The organism is Conexibacter sp. SYSU D00693 (assembly GCF_017084525.1).
Taxonomy (GTDB): Bacteria; Actinomycetota; Thermoleophilia; order Solirubrobacterales; family Solirubrobacteraceae; genus Baekduia.
This window is the reverse complement of sequence record NZ_CP070950.1, coordinates 1,805,320-1,821,820: the sequence shown is the minus strand read 5'-3', so window position 1 is coordinate 1,821,820 and position 16,501 is coordinate 1,805,320. Positions and strand designations below refer to the sequence as shown.

Below are 16,501 nucleotides of genomic sequence, written 5' to 3'. Positions count from 1 at the left end.
TGCGCCGTGACCGCGCCCGGCCCGCTCACGCTCGGCACCGCCGGGCACATCGACCACGGCAAGACGCAGCTCGTCCGGGCGCTCACCGGCGTCGACACCGACCGCCTGCCCGAGGAGCGCGCCCGCGGGATCTCGATCGCGCTGGGCTACGCGCCGCTGGCGCTGCCGTCGGGGCGGCGGCTCTCGCTCGTCGACGTCCCCGGCCACGAGCGCTTCGTCCGGACCATGGTGGCGGGGGCGACGGGCATCGACCTCTTCCTCATGGTCGTCGCGGCCGACGACGGCGTGATGCCGCAGACCCTCGAGCACGCGACGGTGCTGCGCGCGCTGGGCGTGCGAGAGGGCGTGGTGGCGGTGACGAAGGCCGACCTGGCCGACCCGGCGCGGGCGGCCGGCGAGGCGGCGCGGCTGCTGCCGGAGGTCCCGGTCGTGGCGTGCTCGGCCCGTACGGGGGAGGGTGTGGCGGACGTCGCCGCGGCGCTCGACGCGGTCGCGGCGCGGGTCGCGAGCCGTGCCGGGGACGACCGGCCGCCGGTCCTGCACGTCGACCGCGCGTTCACCGTCCCGGGACGCGGCGTCGTGGTGACGGGGACGCTGTGGTCGGGCGCGCTGGCCCACGGCGACGCGCTCGAGCTCCTGCCCGGCGCCACGGCGGTGCGCGTCCGGGGGCTGCAGGTCCACGACGCGCCGGTCGAGCGCGCGCAGGCCGGCCAGCGCGTCGCGGTGGCGCTCGGCGGCGTCCGGCTGCGCGACGTCGCGCGCGGCGACGTCCTCGCCGCTCCGGGGGCGCTGCGCGAGACGACGGTCCTCGACGCGGCGCTCGACCTCGACGGCGCCCGCCACGGCGAGCGCGTCCACGTCCACCACGGCACCCGCGAGGCCCCGGGCCGCCTCTCGGACCTCGGCGACGGCCTGTGGCAGCTGCGCCTCGACAGGCCGTTGCTCGCCGCCGACGGCGACCGCGTCGTCGTCCGCCGCTCGTCACCCGCCGACACCCTCGGCGGCGGCCGCGTCCTCGACGCCGCCGCCCGCCGGCACGGCCGCCGCCCCGACGTCCTGGACCGCCTCGCCGCCCTGCGCGACGGCCGGCAGGTCCATGAGCGCGCCTGCAAGCTGCCAGGCACCCGTTCAAGTTCGATCGAGGTCGAAGGGGTGCCTGGCACCCGCCACCCTCGACCCCTGGAGGAGGGTGCGCTGGCGGTGGAGGCGCGGCTGCGGGAGGCCGGTGCGAGCCTCCTGCGCGAGGACGAGCTGGGGGAGGCGCTGGGCGCGCTGCGCGAGCACGGGCGCGCGGTGCGCGTGGCTGGGAGGCTGTACGCCCATGCCGAGGTCCTCGACGAGCTGCGGGCGCGTGTGGTCGCGATGGTGGAGCGCGACGGCGCCGTGACGCTCGCGGGCCTGCGCGACGAGCTCGGCACGTCGCGGCGCAGCGCCCAGGCGGTCCTGGAGCACCTCGACGCCGCCCGGGTCACCCGCCGCCTGCCCGACGACCGCCGCGTCCTGCGCCGGAGCGCCGAGCGATGAGCGCGCCGCCCGACGAGCTCCGCGCCCGCCTGCGCTCGCTGCCCGCCGTCGACGCCCTCGCACAGCAGGTGTCTGACACCGGCCGCCCCGACGGGCGTCCGACGCCTGCCGTGACGGCGGCCCAGGCGGTCGCCGCGGCGCGGGCGGTGCTGGAGGCGCGGCGGGCGGAGCTGCTGGACGGCGCGCAGGACGAGCCCGACCTCGTCGCCCGTGTGCGCGAGCGCCTGCGGCCCGCGCCGCGCCGGGTGCTCAACGGCACGGGCGTCGTCGTCCACACGAACCTCGGCCGGGCGCCGCTGGCGGAGGTCGCCGCGCGGGCGGCCGCGGAGGCCGCTCGCGGCTACGTCGACCTCGAGCTCGACCTCGGCGCCGGCCGGCGCGGCGCGCGCGACGCGCACGTGGCGCCGCTGCTGGCCGAGCTCACCGGCGCGCAGGACGCGCTCGTCGTGAACAACGGCGCCGCCGCCGTCCTGCTGGCCGCCGCGGCGCTCGGCGGACCCGGCCGGTCGATCGCCGTCTCGCGGGGGCAGCTCGTCGAGATCGGCGGCGGCTTCCGCATCCCGGACGTCGTGCGCCAGGCCGGCGCCCGGCTGGTCGAGGTGGGCACGACCAACCGCACCCGGCTGGCCGACTTCCGCGCCGCGGTCGACGACGGCGCCGACGTCGTCCTGCGCGTGCACCCCTCGAACTTCCGCACGCTGGGCTTCGTCGAGGACGTCGACGTCGCGGCGCTGTGCACGCTCGGCGTGCCGGTCGTCGACGACCTGGGCTCGGGCGTCCTGCGGCGGGGTCTCGACGTCCTGCGCGACGAGCCCACCGCCCGCGACTCGGTCGCCGCCGGCGCCGCCCTGACGACCTTCAGCGCCGACAAGCTCCTCGGCGGCCCGCAGGCCGGGATCCTCGTGGGGACCGCCGAGGCCATCAGCGCCTGCCGCCGCCACCCGCTGGCTCGCGCCCTGCGCGTGGGCCGCCTGCCGCTCGCCGCGCTGGCCGCCACGCTGGCGCTGCACCGCGACCCCGAGCTCGCCCGCCGCGAGGTCCCCGTCCTGGCGATGCTCACCGTCGACGACGCCACGCTGCGCGACCGCGCGCAGCGCCTGGCCACCGCCACCGGCGGCGCGGTGGTCGAGGCCGTCGCGAAGGTCGGCGGCGGTGCGCTGCCGCTGCTCGAGCTGCCCGGCCCCGCCGTCGTGCTCGAGCACCCCGACGGGCCCGGCGCCCTGGCGGCCGCCCTGCGCGCGGGCGACCCGCCGCTGCTCGCGCGCATCCAGGACGCCCGCGTGCTCGTCGACCCGCGGACCCTCGCCGACGACGAGGTGGACCTCGCCGCCGGCGCCGTCTCCCGGGCGACTACGCGGTAGCGCTCGAGCTCGCCGTCGTGCGCTCGTCGCGCGCGACGCGGCCGTCGCCGTGCCCGTCGCCCTCGGCCCGCGTCCCGCCGCCGCTCGCCTCGCCCTGCTCGGGCTTGACGTAGAGGTACCAGTAGCTCGTCGCGACGAAGACGCCCGCGCCGACGAAGTTGCCCAGGAAGGCGAAGGCCCAGTTCTCCAGCGCGTGGCCCCAGTCGACGCCCGGCACGTCGGCGAAGATCGCCGCCGGCAGGAAGAACATGTTCGCCACGACGTGGTCGAAGCCCATGGCGACGAAGGCCATGATCGGGAAGAAGATGGCCAGGACCTTGCCGGCCACGTCCTCGGCCGACAGCGCCATCCAGACGGCGAGGCAGACGAGCCAGTTGCAGCCGACCGCGCGCAGGAAGATCTGCCAGTCGCTCTCGGTCAGGCCCTTGGCGGTGGCGATCTCCCCGAGGCGCTCGAGCGGCGCCTGCGCGGTGATGACGCCCGTCTCCTTGGCGAGGAAGTACGCGACGAACAGCGAGCCCAGGAGGTTGCCGATGAGCACGAAGCTCAGGTTGTGCACGAGCTGGGAGAGCCGCACCCGCCGGCCCAGCGCGGCCAGCGGCACGAGCGCCATGTTGCCCGTGAGCAGCTCGGAGCCCGCGACCACCACCAACACGAGGCCCAGGGTGAAGACGCCGCCCGTGACGAGCGTCTGGACGCCGCCCCAGACCTGCGGGTCCATCCCCGCCGAGGTGACGACGGCGAGCATGCCGGCGAAGGCGATGTACGCCCCGGCGAGGAAGCCGGCGACGACCGCCTTGTCCCAGGACAGCCCGGCCTTCTGGGCGCCCACCTGCACGCCGGCCTTCGCGACCTCCGGGGGGCTCTTGAAGGACATGGCGCGGGGGATACCCGCGTCAGCGGTGGTGCACCACGCGGACGTCGGCGTCCGGTTCGCCGGCGGTCGCGTGAGCCCGCGCCATCCGGGCGACCGCCTCGTCGTCGCCCGCCGACGACGGTCCCGAGCGCACCCACGCGAAGCGGAAGCACAGCGCCGCCGCCAGGTAGCAGCAGCTCGCCACGTGGTGCGTCCAGGGGCCGCCGCGCCGCCGGGCGAAGCGCAGCCCCATGCCGGCGCGCGCCAGCCACTTCGCGCGCTTGAACCACCGCGCGCCCTCGCCCTCCTCGAGCACGGAGGCCAACCGCCCGAGCCGGCGCTCGTTGACCTCGGAGAGCAGGAGCTCGGCGACCATCGCGCCGCTCTCGACCCGCCCGAGCGCCTCGCGCGTCGGGTGGCCCTCCTCGAGCCCGCTCGCCACGAGCACGAGTCGCGTCGTCGATGCGCCGGTGAGCGTCGCCGTCGCCACGAAGATCGGCCCGAGGAACAGCCGGGAGCGCGCCCACACCGGCACCGCCGTCGAGGCGAGCAGGACGCCGGTGTACGAGCCCAGGTAGCCGCCCACGACCGCGTTGGCCGCGCCGAGGGCCTTCGCGGTTCGCCGGCGCCCCAGCAGGTCCGCGCCCGCCGCGGCCGTGGCCAGGCCGCCGAACGCGCTGAGCGCCCAGGCGCCCATGGACATCGGCGAGCGGACCTTGAAGATCCGCAGCATGTTGTAGAAGCGCTCGGGGCGCCCGAGGTCCATGACGAGCAGCGGCGGGGACGGGCCGAGCGCCGCCACCGCGACGCGCCGCGCGATCCGCGCCGAGCGCTCGTCGCCCGCGAGGTCGCAGGCCAGCGCGACGAACGACGCGCCCGCCGCCATCCCGCCGAACCAGAAGTAGACCGGGACCTCCCACGTCCACACCGGCGCCTTCATCATCGGGCCCTGGACGAGCGCGGGCGGCGGGCCCTCGCGCGCCGCCCGGGACGCCGCGACGATCGCCTCCTCGTCGGCCTCGGCCGCGGCGTACTGCGTGTCCTCGCCGAAGAGGTAGGACCAGCGCCCGTCCTCCCACTGGCCGATGTGCAGCGCGACGGGCGCGCCCTCCTGCGCGCGCTCCCACGACGCCGGCTCGCCCGCCTTGCCGACGGCGGGCGTCATGTCGCGCACCTCGTGCGCCGCGTCCGCGCGCGCCTTGGCGGCCCGGCGCGAGCGCGCCATCCGCCGCCCGGCGTGACGGTCCTCGTGGCCGCTCACGCCGCGCGCCTCCGCGAGCGCCGCCAGTCCGTCACGAGCTCGGCCACGCCCGAGGCGAGCGCCAGCCCGGCCACGACCTTCGAGGTGTCGTGGCGGCGGGGCAGGACGAACGCCGCGGCCACGCCGGCGGCCGCCGCGAGCCCGGCGCCCATGGCCGCGAGCGTCGCCGGCACGACGTTCTCCTGGATCGGCGAGTCGGCCTGCGCGGGCAGCCCGTAGCGCTCCGGCGGCTCGGTGAGCAGGAAGAACGCGCCCAGGCCGCCGGCCAGCTGCTCGTCCTCCATGTCGCCCGCGCCGTAGAGGTAGGCGCTCGTGCGCCCCTTCTCGTGGAGCTTGGTGACGCGCCGTCGCGCGACGTCGACGAGCTCGTCGTAGGGGCCGAACTGGATCGAGTCCGTCGGGCAGGCCTTCGCGCACGCCGGCTCGAGCCCGTCCTGGAGGCGGTCGTAGCAGAGGGTGCACTTGGCGGCGCGCCCGTCGTCGTGGTCGCGGTCCACCACGCCGAACGGGCAGGAGGGGATGCAGTAGCCGCAGCCGTTGCAGACGTCGGCCTGGAGCACCACCGTCTCGAACTCCGTGCGCACGAGCGCGCCCGTCGGGCACGCGTCCATGCAGCCCGCGTTCGTGCAGTGCTTGCAGACGTCGGACATGAACACCCAGCGGCTCATGTCCCGGACCGCGGCCGCGACGTCGACCGGCGCGCCCTCGCCGTCGACGTCGACCGAGTCCGACGCCAGCCCCTTGCCCTCGGCGATCGCCACGAGGTCGGGCAGCTCGGCGTCGGCCGGCTCGAGCTCCTCGACGAAGCGCACGTGGCGCCACGTCGCCGCGCCCAGCGACCCCGTGTGGTCGTACGAGCCGCCGCGGCGGAAGACCGACCCGTCGGCGGGCAGGTCGTTCCACTGCTTGCAGGCGACCTCGCACGCCTTGCAGCCGATGCACACCGTCGTGTCGGTGAAGAAGCCCATCCGCTGGGCGCCGTCGCGGCGGACGGAGACCTCGGACGGCGGCGCGTGGGGGACGGGGACGACGGGGCTCATGCCTTGCTCGGTCCGATCTTCGGCTGCTCGGCGGGGTGGTCGTGGCCGACCTCGCTGTGCCCGGCCTCGGCCCGGTGCACGATCGAGGTGCGCGCCGAGGTCCGCCGGCCCGCGCGCACGTCGCACGTCAGCGCCTTGGTCGTCTCGATGTTCGTGTTCGGGTCGCCCGACAGGTGCAGGACGTCGTTGGCGCTGTCGCCGGGCGCGTCGCCGCCGTAGCCCCAGTGCCATGGGAGCGCGACCTGGTGCACGCGGCGGCCGCCGACCTGCAGCGGGCGCATGCGGTCGGTGACCTTCGCGCGCGCCTCGATCTCGCCGCGCTCGGTCATCACGACGAGCCAGCCGCCGTCCTCGATGCCGCGCGAGGCGGCCAGCACCGGGTCGATCTCCGCGAACATCTCCGGCTGGAGCTCGGCCAGCCACGGCAGGTTGCGGCTCATGGCGCCGACGGTGTGGTGCTCGGTGAGGCGGAAGGTCGTCAGGACGCACGGCCAGCGCGGGTCGTCCGACGCGTTCATCGGGTTGTCCGGGCGCTGCCAGCGGATCGCCACCGGGTTCGCGCCGACGTCCGGGTACAGGGCGTTGGGCACCGGCGACTCGACGGGCTCGTAGTGGGTCGGCATCGGCCCGTCGAGCAGGCCGCTGGGCGTGTACAGCCAGCCGCGGCCGTCGCCCATCATGATGAACGGCTCGTCGCCGCCGATCGCGTCCATGCCCTGGGCGGGCGGCCCCGACTCCGGGGCGCGGTAGTCCGGGCGCTTGTCAACGGGGAAGTCCGGGACGTCGTAGCCGACCCACTTGGCCTGCTCCTCGTCCCACCAGACGTAGCGCTTGCGCTCGGACCACGGCCGCCCGTCGGGGTCGGCGGAGGCGCGGTTGTAGAGCAGCCGGCGGTTGGCCGGCCACGCCCAGGCCCAGTGCGGCGAGACCCAGCCACCCGGGGCGTCGAGGTCGCCGGGGTCGCGCTTGCGCGCGTGGTTGACCCCGTCGGCGTAGATGCCGGAGTAGATCCAGCAGCCGCAGGCCGTCGAGCCGTCGGCCTCCAGCTGGGCGAACCCTGGCAGCGGCGTGCCCGTCGCGACGTCGTAGCCGTTGATCTCGCGCAGGACGTCCTCGGGCAGCGGCTCGCGCTCGGCCCCGTGCTCCTCGTAGTCCCAGCGCACGTGGCGGATCGCCCAGTCCTTCTCGGCGGTCGAGTCGGCGTAGTGCGCGCGCACCCGCTTGACCAGGTGGTGCATGAACCACAGCTCGCTGCGGCAGTCGCCCGGCGCCTCGAGCGCCTTGTCGCGCCACTGCACGAGCCGCTGGGTGTTCGTGAAGGAGCCCTCCTTCTCGATGTGGGTCGCTGCCGGCATGAGGAAGACCTCGGTCTCGATGTCCTCCGGGCGCACGTCGCCGGCCTTGACCTCCGGCGCGTCCTTCCAGAACGACGCGGTCTCGATCTCGCGCAGGTCGCGCACCACCAGCCACTTCATCCCGCGCAGCGCGCGGCGCATGAGCCCCGCGTTCTGGGAGCCGACCGCCGGGTTCTGGCCCATGACGAACAGGCCGTCCAGGCCGCCGTCGACGGCGCGCATCATCGTCGGGTAGTGCGCGTGGTTGCCGCTGATCTTCGGCAGGTGGGCGAAGCCGAAGTCGTTCTCGGGCGTCGCCGCGTCGCCGAACCACGCCTTGAGCAGCGAGACGATGTAGCGGTCGAAGTGCGACCACCACCCGCGGTCGGCGCCGCCCGAGGAGATGTACTGCTCGAGCGTCAGCTCCTCCTCGCGGGCGCGCGGCATGTGCAGGTAGCCCGGCAGCAGGTCGTAGAGCGTCGGGATGTCGCTCGAGCCCTGGATCGACGCGTGGCCGCGCATCGCCATGATGCCGCCGCCCGGGCGCCCGATGTTGCCCAGCAGCAGCTGGAGGATCGACGCGGTGCGGATGATCTGGACGCCGAGCGAGTGCTGGGTCCAGCCCACGGCGTAGCAGAGCGCCGTGGTGCGCTCGCGACCGGAGTTGGCGACCAGCGTGTCCGCCACCTGCTGGAACTGCTGGGGCGAGATGCCGCACACCTGCTGGACCATCTCGGGCGTGTAGCGGCCGAAGTGCTTGCGCAGCAGCTGGAAGACGCAGCGCGGGTGCTGGAGCGTCTCGTCGCGCTGCACCCGGCCCTCCATCAGGCCGGCGCCCGTGTTCTCGTCGAAGGCCTGGCTGGCGTGCTCGCGCATGCCCGCCGCCGAGGCGACCTCGCCGCCCTCGTACATCCAGCTCGTGCGGTCGTACATCCCCGTCTCGGGGTCGAAGCCCGAGAAGACGCCGCCGAGGTCCTCGGTGTCCCGGAAGCGCTCGTCGATGATCGTCGACGCGTTCGTGTAGCGCAGGACGTACTCGCGGAAGTACGACTCGGTCTCGAGCACGTGGCGGATGAGGCCGCCGAGGAACGCGATGTCCGTGCCCGCCCGGATGGGGACGTGCAGGTCCGACACCGCGCTCGTGCGCGAGAAGCGCGGGTCGACGTGGATGAGCTTGGCGCCGCGCTCGCGCGCCTTCATCGCCCAGCGGAAGCCGACGGGATGCGCCTCGGCCAGCGAGGAGCCCTGGATGAGGATGCAGTCCGCGTTCTGCAGCGCCTGCTGGTTGTCGGTGGCGCCGCCGCGCCCGAACGAGGTCCCCAGACCGGGGACCGTGCTCGAGTGTCATATGCGGGCCTGGTTCTCGATCTGCACGGCGCCCATCGCCGTGAAGCCCTTCTTGATGAGGTAGTTCTCCTCGTTGTCGAGCGTCGCGCCGCCGAGGTGCGCGAAGCCCAGCGTGCGGTCGACGCGCCGGCCCTGGTCGTCGTGGTCCTGCCAGCCGCGCTCGCGGGCGGCGATCGTCCGCTGGGCGATCATGTCCATCGCCGTCTCGAGCTCGAGCTCCTGCCACTCGGTGGCGCGCGGCGCGCGGTAGAGCACCTTCGTGATCCGCCCGGGCTGCTGGACGAGCTGGCGCGAGGCCGACCCCTTGGGGCACAGCGTCCCCTGGTTGATGGGCGAGCGCGGGTTGCCCTCGATGTCGACGAGCTCTCCGCCGCGGGTGTAGACGACCTGGCCGCAGCCCACGGCGCAGTAGGGGCAGACCGACTCGGTCGCCTTGAGCCCCGCGATGCGCGAGCCGGCCCGCTTCGTGCGCCCCGAGACCGCCGCCGGTCCCATGCCCCAGTCCGCGGCGCGGCCCACCACGGGGAGCTTGCGCAGCGCGTCGAAGGACTTGGGGCGGCCCATCCGCCACGCATCCTGCCCGACGCGGCGCCGGGCAACCAGGCCGTGTTCGCTAGCCCACCAGCGCCGCGGCCGCGTCGAGCGCCGGCCGGTAGGTCGGATCGCGCAGCAGCGCCTGGCGGATGCCCTCGCCGAGGATGCCGGCCTCGCCGCGCGAGGCGCCCATGATCGTCCACTCGCGCTCGGTGCCCCGGCGGTGGGCGTAGCGCGCCCGCAGCCCGCCGGGCCCGCGGTCGTAGCTCAGGGTCCGGCCGCCCGCGGAGCCCAGCTCGACGCCGGCGAGGCCGCGGACCTGCATCGTCGGGTCGACCTCGAGGCGGATCGCCACGTCCTGGCGGCGGGCGTGCGCGCGTCCCTCGAGGCCCTTGCCGGAGGCCACGAGGCCCGACGGCTCCCAGCCCAGCCGGGACGCGAGCCAGCCGACGAAGAGCAGGCCCGCCATCGTCGACTCGGGGTGGTGGCGCACGACGACGCGGTCGAGGGTCGCGAGCTCGGCCCGTCCCCACGGCGGGTCGAACGTCGCCGCGATCCGCTCGCGCCACGGCGTCGTGCGCAGCCACGCGAGGTCGACGACGTAGACGTCCTGGGAGAGCTCGCGGGCGCGGGCGATGGCGTCGGCCGGGGTGGCCGCGTCGACGCTGTCGAGCAGGACCACCTGCGCGAGCGGCAGCACGCTGCGCACCGCCTCGGGATGGCCGTGCGGCGACCAGACGACGGTCGCGAGGTCGGTGACGACGAGCGGGTCGACGAGCCGGTCGAGGTGCTCGAGGTGACGCGCGCCGCAGGTGAGGACGATGAGCTCGCGGGCGACGGCGGGCGCGCCGCCGCGGCTGGGCCCCGGCACCGCGATCGTCGCCCGCGCGTCGAGCGTCGTGCGCCCCGGCTCGACCGCGCAGACGATGGTGCGTGACGGGTGGAAGCGCCCGACGCGGCGCATCCGGTTGGCGACCTCGCCGCTCCACTCGCGGTCGACGACGCTGACGAGGTTGAGCACGCGGCCGGGCACGTAGGCGCTGTCGCGCGCGTGCAGCTCGCCGAGCATCTGGCGCAGCGCGCTGTCCACCTCGCCCGGCGTCGTGTCCTGCGCGCTCCAGACGAGGTCCTGGGCGCCCGTCCCGTTCTCGGCCGCCGCGCTCATCGCCCTAGATCGCGCGCCACTGGTCGTCGCCCACGAGGATCGAGTTCGCCTCCTCGGGCCCCTGCGTGCCGGACTCGTAGGTCGGCAGCGGCCCCTGGTCCTCCTCGTGCCAGCGGCGCACGATCGGGTCGCAGATCCGCCACTGCGCCTCGACCTCGTCGTTGCGGGTGAAGAGCGTGGCGTCCCCGCGCATCGCGTCGAGGATGAGGCGCTCGTAGGCCTCGGGCGACTGCGAGAGGAAGGAGGTCCCGTAGAGGAACTCCATGTTGACCGGGCGGATGCTCATCCGCGTGCCCGGGATCTTCGCCGAGAGCTTGATGGAGACGCCCTCGTTGGGCTGCACGCCGAGCACGAGCTGGTTGGGCTGCACGCCGACCGAGCCGTCCTGCTTGAACATCGCGTGCGGGACCTCGCGCAGCGTCACCGCGATCTCCGTGGACTTGCGGGCCAGGCGCTTGCCCGTGCGCAGGTAGATCGGCACGCCCGCCCAGCGCCAGTTCTGCACCGTGAGGCGCAGCGCCGCGTAGGTCTCGGTCGACGAGTCGGCCGGGACGCCCTCCTCCTCGAGGTAGCCCGGCACCTGCTCGCCGCCGACGGTCCCCGGGCCGTAGCGCGCGCGGACCGTGCGCTCGGGCGGCGGGGGCTTGATCGCGCGCAGGACCTTGACCTTCTCGTCGCGCACCGCGTCGGCGGAGAAGTCCACCGGCGGCTCCATGCACAGCAGGCACAGCAGCTGGAGCATGTGGTTCTGCACGAGGTCGCGCAGCGCGCCCGCGCTGTCGTAGTAGCCCGCGCGCGAGCCGATCCCGATGTCCTCCGCCGCGGTGATCTGCACGTTGCGGATCGCGTTGCGGTTCCACAGCGGCTCGAAGAGCGAGTTGGCGAAGCGGAACGCCAGGACGTTCTGGACGGTCTCCTTGCCCAGGTAGTGGTCGATGCGGAAGACCTGGCGCTCGTCGAAGACGGCGAGCACGCAGCGGTTGAGCTCGCGCGCCTCCTCGAGCGTCGTCCCGAACGGCTTCTCGATGACGCAGCGCACCTCGGCGTCGTCGTGGCGGTCGAGCCCCTGCTCGCCGAGGTTCGACACGATGACCGGGAAGAACGAGGGCGCCGTGGAGAGGTAGAAGCAGCGGTTGAGCCGCTGGCCGGCCGCGTCGTCGAGCTCGCCGAGCACCTGGCCGAGGCGGCGGAAGACGTCGGGGTCGTCGAAGGAGCCCGAGACGTAGCGGACGTGCTCGAGCAGGCCCTTGAGCACCTCCTCGTCGGGGTCGCGGCGGCTGAACTCGCGGATCGCCTCGGCGGCGTCCTTGGCGAACTCCGCGTCGGAGTGCTCGGAGCGCGACACGCCGACGAGCTCGAAGCGCTCGGGCAGCGCGCCCTCGTGGGCGAGGTTGTAGAGGGCGGGCAGGAGCTTGCGGCGCGACAGGTCGCCCGTCGCGCCGAAGATCACGAGCGCCGTCGAGTGGACGGGCAGGCGCTCGAGGCCCTCGGTCAGGGGGTTCGGGAGCTCCTCCTCGGGCGTGCCGGTGCTCGCCGGGGCGCTCATGCGCCCGTCCCTCCGCCGCGGCGCACCTCGTGGCCGCCGAACTGGTTGCGCAGGGCCGCGTTGACCTTCGCCGCGAAGTCGCCCTGGCCGCGTGAGGCGAAGCGCTCGTGCAGCGAGGCGGTGATGACCGGCGTCGGGACCCGCAGGTCGATCGAGCTCTCGATCGTCCAGCGGCCCTCGCCGGAGTCCTCGACGTAGGGGGCGAGCGCCTCGAGGTCGTTGCCCTCCTGGTCGAAGGCGCGGGCGGCGAGCTCGCACAGCCACGAGCGCACGACCGAGCCCTGCATCCACAGGTGGGCGATCTTCGCGTTGTCGAGCTCGAACTCGCAGGCGTCGAAGAGCGCGAAGCCCTCGGCGTAGGCCTGCATCATCCCGTACTCCACGCCGTTGTGGACCATCTTCACGTAGTGGCCCGCGCCCGTCGGGCCGACGTGCAGCCAGCCCGGGCCGTGCTCCTCGGTGGCCGGTGGCGCGAGGACGTCGAGGATCGGGGCGATCCGCCCGATGGCGTCGTCGGGCCCGCCGACCATCATGCAGTAGCCGACGTCCAGGCCCCACACGCCGCCCGACACGCCGGCGTCGGCGTAGCCGATGTCCTTGGCGGCGAGGACCTCCGCACGGGCCTGGTCGTCGGTCCACTTGGAGTTGCCGCCGTCGACGATCGCGTCGCCGGGCTCGAGCAGCTCGGCGAGCGCGTCGACCGAGCGCTGGGTGATCTCGCCCGCCGGGACCATGAGCCACACGGTCCGCGGCGCGTCGAGCAGCCCCACGAGCTCCTCGAGCGACGCGGCGGGGCGGGCGCCGTGGGAGGCGGCCTTCTCGCGGGCCTCCTCGGAGGGGTCGAACGCGACGACGTCGTGGTCGGAGTCGCGCTTGATGCGGGCGACCATGTTGCCGCCCATGCGGCCGAGACCGACGAAGCCGATCTGCGCCATCGGGCTCAGAGCTCCTTGATCAGGTTGCGGATGGCCTGCGCGGGGTCGCCCTCGAGGACGACGCGCTCGGCGGGCAGGCCGCGCTCGCGCAGGGTGAGCAGGTCGCCGTCGGCCTGGGCCCGGATCAGCGTCCCGAACGAGAACGTCTCCCCGGGCACCGCGAGGTCCTCGCCCTCGTGGCGCACGAGCTGCAGGAAGCGCCCGGTCGGCGGGCCGCCCTTGTGCAGCTGGCCGGTCGAGTGCAGGTAGCGCGGGCCGTAGCCGAAGGTCGTCGTCATCCGCGTGCGGTCGCGGATGGCGGCGCGCAGCTCGGCGACCGCGGCGTCGACCTCCGGGTCGGGCGCCAGGTAGCCCTGGAGCGCGAGGTACGACGGCGGGCCCGCATCGAGCAGCGCCCGCAGCGCGCCCCCGTCGGCCGCCGGCAGGTCGGGGGCGCCCTCGGCGAGCACCCTCTTGGTCGCGTCCTTGGCCGACTGCACGTCGGGCTGGTCGAACGGGTTGATCTCGAGCACCCAGCCCGCCACGGCGGTCGCGAACTCGGCGAAGAACATGACGCGGCCCAGGTCGGCCGGCCCGTGGACGGCGAGGCGCAGCACCGGCACGCCGGCCTTGGCCAGCTGGCCGACCGCCTCGTCCTGCGCCTCGTCGGGGGACTCCGGGTCGCGCAGCTGCACGACGACGCGGTCCTCGCCGTAGGCCTCGGGCGCGCCGAGCGGCTCGTCGGCCACGGGCAGGACGCCCTTGCCGTGCTTGCCCAGCGACTCGGCCACGAGCTGCTCGGCCCACAGGCCGAACGACGCGATCGGCTCCTGCACGACGAACGTCAGCTTGTCCCGGCCGTGGAGGGCCAGCTCGCCGAGCGCCAGGCCGAGCCACAGGCCGCTGTTCGAGCGCGTCGTGTCGAAGTGCGCGCACGCCTGCTCGGCGACGCCCGCGCCCTCCAGGACGGCCTTGACGTCGCAGCCGGCCAGCGCGGCGGGGACGATCCCGAAGTACGACAGCGCGCTGTAGCGCCCGCCGATCTCGGGGTCGTTGCGGAAGACGCGGCGGAAGCCGCGCTCGCGGCCCAGCGCCTCGAGCGAGGTCCCCGGGTCGGTGATCGCCACGAAGCGCGAGCCGTCGCCGCCCGTCGCCTCCCAGAAGTGGTGGAAGGCGCTCATCGTCTCGACCGTCCCGCCCGACTTCGACGAGACGACGAACAGCGCGCCGTCCAGCGGGGCGGCGCGCACCGCCTCCGGGTCGGTCGTGTCGAGCACGTGGAGCTCGGCGCCGAAGGAGCGCCGGAAGACCTCGGGCGCCAGCGACGAGCCGCCCATGCCCAGCAGGACGACGTGCTGAACGCCGTCGGCCCGGACCTCCTGGGCCCAGGCGACGAGGTCGTCGGCCTCGTCGCGCAGGGACTCGGCGATCGTCAGCCACCCCAGGCGGTCGGCGACCTCGGCCTGGCCGGCGGGGCCCCAGAGCGTGTCGTCGCGCCGCCAGATGCGCCGGGCGACCTCGTCGTCGGCGGCGCGGCGCACCCGCTGGGCGATCGCGCCCTCCAGCTCGTCGGGGATGGAGGACTCGATCGTCTCCGGGCGCCCGGTGACGATCGCCTCGCGCTTGGTCTCGATGCCCGCCAGCAGCGCCTCCATCGGCGTGACGAACGCGTCGACGCCGTCGGAGAGGAGCTTCTCGGTGACCTCGTGGAGGTCGATGCCCGCGTCGCGCAGCGCGTCGAGGTCCTCCTGGGGGTCGATCGTGCAGGTCTCGCGCTCGAACTCGCCGTGGTCGGCCGCCGCCAGCAGCGTCGGCATCGGCATCGTGTTGACGGTGTTGGGGCCGGCGAGGCCCTCGACGTACAGGACGTCGGAGTACTCGGGGTTCTTCGTGCCGGTCGAGGCCCACAGCGGCCGTTGCACGGGGCAGCCCGCGTCGCGCAGCGTCGCGAACCGCTCGCCCTCGAAGACGCGCAGGTAGGCCTGGTAGGCGGCCCGGGCGTTGGCCAGGCCGGCCCGGCCGGCAAGGTCCGTGCGGCCCAGCTCCTCCAGGCGCTTGTCGACCTCGGTGTCCACGCGCGAGACGAAGAACGAGGCGACGGAGTGCACGTCGAGCGACCTGCCCTCCGCGTGGCGGCGCTCCATGGCCTTGACGTAGCCCTCCATGATCGCCTCGTAGCGATGGACGCCGAAGAGCAGCGTGACGTTGACGTTGATCCCCTCGTAGAGCGCCTGCTCGATGGCCGGCAGGCCCTCCGAGGTGCCGGGGATCTTGATCATCACGTTCGGGCGGCCGAGCTCCTGCCAGTACTCGCGGGCCTGCTCGATGGTCTTGTCGGTGTCGAAGGCCAGGTCGGGGTCGACCTCGAGCGAGACGAAGCCGTCGTGGCCGCCCGTCTGGTCCCACACCGGCCTGAGGACGTCGGCGGCCTCGCCCACGTCCTGGACGGCGATGGCGCGGTAGACCTCGCGCGTCGTGCGGCCCTCGGCCGCCAGGCGCTCGAGCTGCTCGTCGTAGTCGGGGGAGCCGAGGATCGCCTTCTCGAAGATCGCCGGGTTCGAGGTGACGCCGCGCAGGCTGTCCTCCCGGACCATGCGCTCGAGCTCGCCCGACTGGACGAGCGAGCGGCGGATCTGGTCGAGCCAGACGGCGGTGCCGAGGCTGGTGAGGCGCGCGAGGCGCTCGTTGACGGCGGGCGTGGTGCTCATGGTGCGTTGACCTCCTGCCCGGCCAGGAGGGCGGCCCCGCGCACCCCGGCGCGGGGACCCCAGCGGGCCAGGCGGATCTCTGTGCGTGTTCCCACTCCGGGCAGCACGTAGCGCTGCGCGGTCTCGCGGGCGGGTGCGAGCAGGAGCTCGCCGGCGGCGGAGACCCCGCCGCCGACCACGACCTGCTCGGGGTCGAAGGTGTTGATGGCGTTGGCGATGCCGATGCCCAGGCGCTCGCCCAGCAGCGTGATCGCCGCGACGGCCTCGGCGTCGCCCCCCTGGGCGGCGGCGACCACCGCGGGGCCGCCGGCGAAGCCGCGCTCGCGGCCCAGGCCGTCGAGCGCGCGCCCGGCCGCCAGCTCCTCGAGCGTGCCGCGCTGGGGCCACTTGTCGCGGGTCGCCGGTGCGCCCGTGGCGAGGTCGGCGCCGATGACGGTGTGGCCCAGCTCGGCCGCCGCGCCCGTCGCGCCGCGGAAGATCCGCCCGCCGATGACGATGCCGCCGCCGACGCCGGTGCCGACCGTGAAGAGCACGAGCGACTGGGCGACGAGCCGCAGCGCGTCGTCGTAGGCCTCCGCGAGCGCCGCGACGGTGGCGTCGTTGTCGACGAAGACGGGGACGCCGAGGCGTTCGGTGAGCAGGCGGCGCAGCGGCACGTCCTGCAGCGGGATGTTCACCGACGAGCGGGCCGTGCCTGTTGCGAAGTCGATGACGGACGGCACGCCGATGCCGATCGCGTCGGCCGGCAGCCGCTCCTGCACGAGCGTCGCGAGCTGGTCCAGCAGCGCGTCCTCGCTGGTGAGGACGGTGGGCTGGAGCGCCGGCTCCGAGAGCGTCGTGCCTTCCAACGTCGCCACGGAGACCTTCGTCCCGCCGACGTCCACCCCGATCAGGCGCTGTGCCACTTCCCC

At 74.6% G+C, this 16,501-nt stretch carries 11 protein-coding genes; 2 read left to right on the top strand and 9 right to left on the bottom strand.

Annotated elements, in window-relative coordinates; genetic code table 11:
• The first annotated feature begins 6 nt into the window (after positions 1–6).
• Together selB and selA are read left to right on the top strand one after the other, a co-directional pair.
• Positions 7–1,524, top strand: a complete 1,518-nt coding sequence (gene selB, locus JUB12_RS09045) for a selenocysteine-specific translation elongation factor (protein ID WP_205699293.1) — start codon at positions 7–9, stop codon at positions 1,522–1,524.
• Positions 1,521–2,885 carry an L-seryl-tRNA(Sec) selenium transferase gene (gene selA / locus JUB12_RS09040; protein ID WP_205699292.1) on the top strand — a complete coding sequence of 455 codons (1,365 nt, stop codon included), beginning with the start codon at positions 1,521–1,523 and terminating at the stop codon, positions 2,883–2,885. Before selB ends, selA begins: the two co-directional genes overlap by 4 nt.
• Here the strand turns inward: selA and JUB12_RS09035 are convergent.
• The 9 genes from JUB12_RS09035 to JUB12_RS08990 all read right to left on the bottom strand — a co-directional run bounded on the left by JUB12_RS09035 (position 2,875) and on the right by JUB12_RS08990 (position 16,495).
• Positions 2,875–3,762, bottom strand: coding sequence for a formate/nitrite transporter family protein (locus JUB12_RS09035; protein ID WP_205699291.1), 888 nt, complete (start codon positions 3,760–3,762; stop codon positions 2,875–2,877). The genes selA and JUB12_RS09035 overlap by 11 nt on opposite strands.
• Positions 3,763–3,781: 19 nt before the next feature.
• Complete coding sequence (gene nrfD, locus JUB12_RS09030; protein ID WP_205699290.1) at positions 3,782–5,002, bottom strand: NrfD/PsrC family molybdoenzyme membrane anchor subunit; 1,221 nt, start codon at positions 5,000–5,002, stop codon at positions 3,782–3,784.
• A complete protein-coding gene (locus tag JUB12_RS09025; protein ID WP_205699289.1) occupies positions 4,999–6,042 on the bottom strand; it encodes a 4Fe-4S dicluster domain-containing protein in 1,044 nt (347 codons plus the stop codon). Before JUB12_RS09025 ends, nrfD begins: the two co-directional genes overlap by 4 nt.
• On the bottom strand, positions 6,039–9,218 hold the full coding sequence (gene fdh, locus JUB12_RS09020) for a formate dehydrogenase (protein WP_256436583.1): 3,180 nt from the start codon (positions 9,216–9,218) through the stop codon (positions 6,039–6,041). Before fdh ends, JUB12_RS09025 begins: the two co-directional genes overlap by 4 nt.
• A gap of 118 nt (positions 9,219–9,336) precedes the next feature.
• Positions 9,337–10,422: a glucose-6-phosphate dehydrogenase assembly protein OpcA gene (locus tag JUB12_RS09010; RefSeq protein ID WP_205699286.1), complete on the bottom strand. Its 1,086-nt coding sequence runs from the start codon at positions 10,420–10,422 to the stop codon at positions 9,337–9,339.
• 4 nt (positions 10,423–10,426) lie between these two features.
• Positions 10,427–11,968: a glucose-6-phosphate dehydrogenase gene (gene zwf / locus JUB12_RS09005; protein WP_205699285.1), complete on the bottom strand. Its 1,542-nt coding sequence runs from the start codon at positions 11,966–11,968 to the stop codon at positions 10,427–10,429.
• Positions 11,965–12,903 (bottom strand): phosphogluconate dehydrogenase (NAD(+)-dependent, decarboxylating), encoded by a 939-nt coding sequence (gnd, locus tag JUB12_RS09000; protein WP_205699284.1) that lies wholly within the window; start codon positions 12,901–12,903, stop codon positions 11,965–11,967. The genes zwf and gnd overlap by 4 nt, the downstream gene beginning before the upstream one ends.
• 5 nt (positions 12,904–12,908) lie before the next feature.
• A complete protein-coding gene (locus JUB12_RS08995) occupies positions 12,909–15,590 on the bottom strand; it encodes a bifunctional transaldolase/phosoglucose isomerase (protein ID WP_205699283.1) in 2,682 nt (893 codons plus the stop codon).
• The gene (locus JUB12_RS08990; protein WP_205699282.1) at positions 15,587–16,495 is read right to left on the bottom strand and encodes an ROK family protein; all 909 of its coding nucleotides are present in this window, start codon (positions 16,493–16,495) and stop codon (positions 15,587–15,589) included. Before JUB12_RS08990 ends, JUB12_RS08995 begins: the two co-directional genes overlap by 4 nt.
• Positions 16,496–16,501 lie beyond the last annotated feature (6 nt).

Coding starts and splice junctions, on each gene's coding strand:
- JUB12_RS08995 (WP_205699283.1), bottom strand. CDS start 15,590: ATGAGCACCACGCCCGCCGTCAACGAGCGCCTCGCGCGCCTCACCAGC.
- JUB12_RS09010 (WP_205699286.1), bottom strand. CDS start 10,422: ATGAGCGCGGCGGCCGAGAACGGGACGGGCGCCCAGGACCTCGTCTGG.
- zwf (WP_205699285.1), bottom strand. CDS start 11,968: ATGAGCGCCCCGGCGAGCACCGGCACGCCCGAGGAGGAGCTCCCGAAC.
- JUB12_RS09025 (WP_205699289.1), bottom strand. CDS start 6,042: ATGAGCCCCGTCGTCCCCGTCCCCCACGCGCCGCCGTCCGAGGTCTCC.
- gnd (WP_205699284.1), bottom strand. CDS start 12,903: ATGGCGCAGATCGGCTTCGTCGGTCTCGGCCGCATGGGCGGCAACATG.
- JUB12_RS09035 (WP_205699291.1), bottom strand. CDS start 3,762: ATGTCCTTCAAGAGCCCCCCGGAGGTCGCGAAGGCCGGCGTGCAGGTG.
- selA (WP_205699292.1), top strand. CDS start 1,521: ATGAGCGCGCCGCCCGACGAGCTCCGCGCCCGCCTGCGCTCGCTGCCC.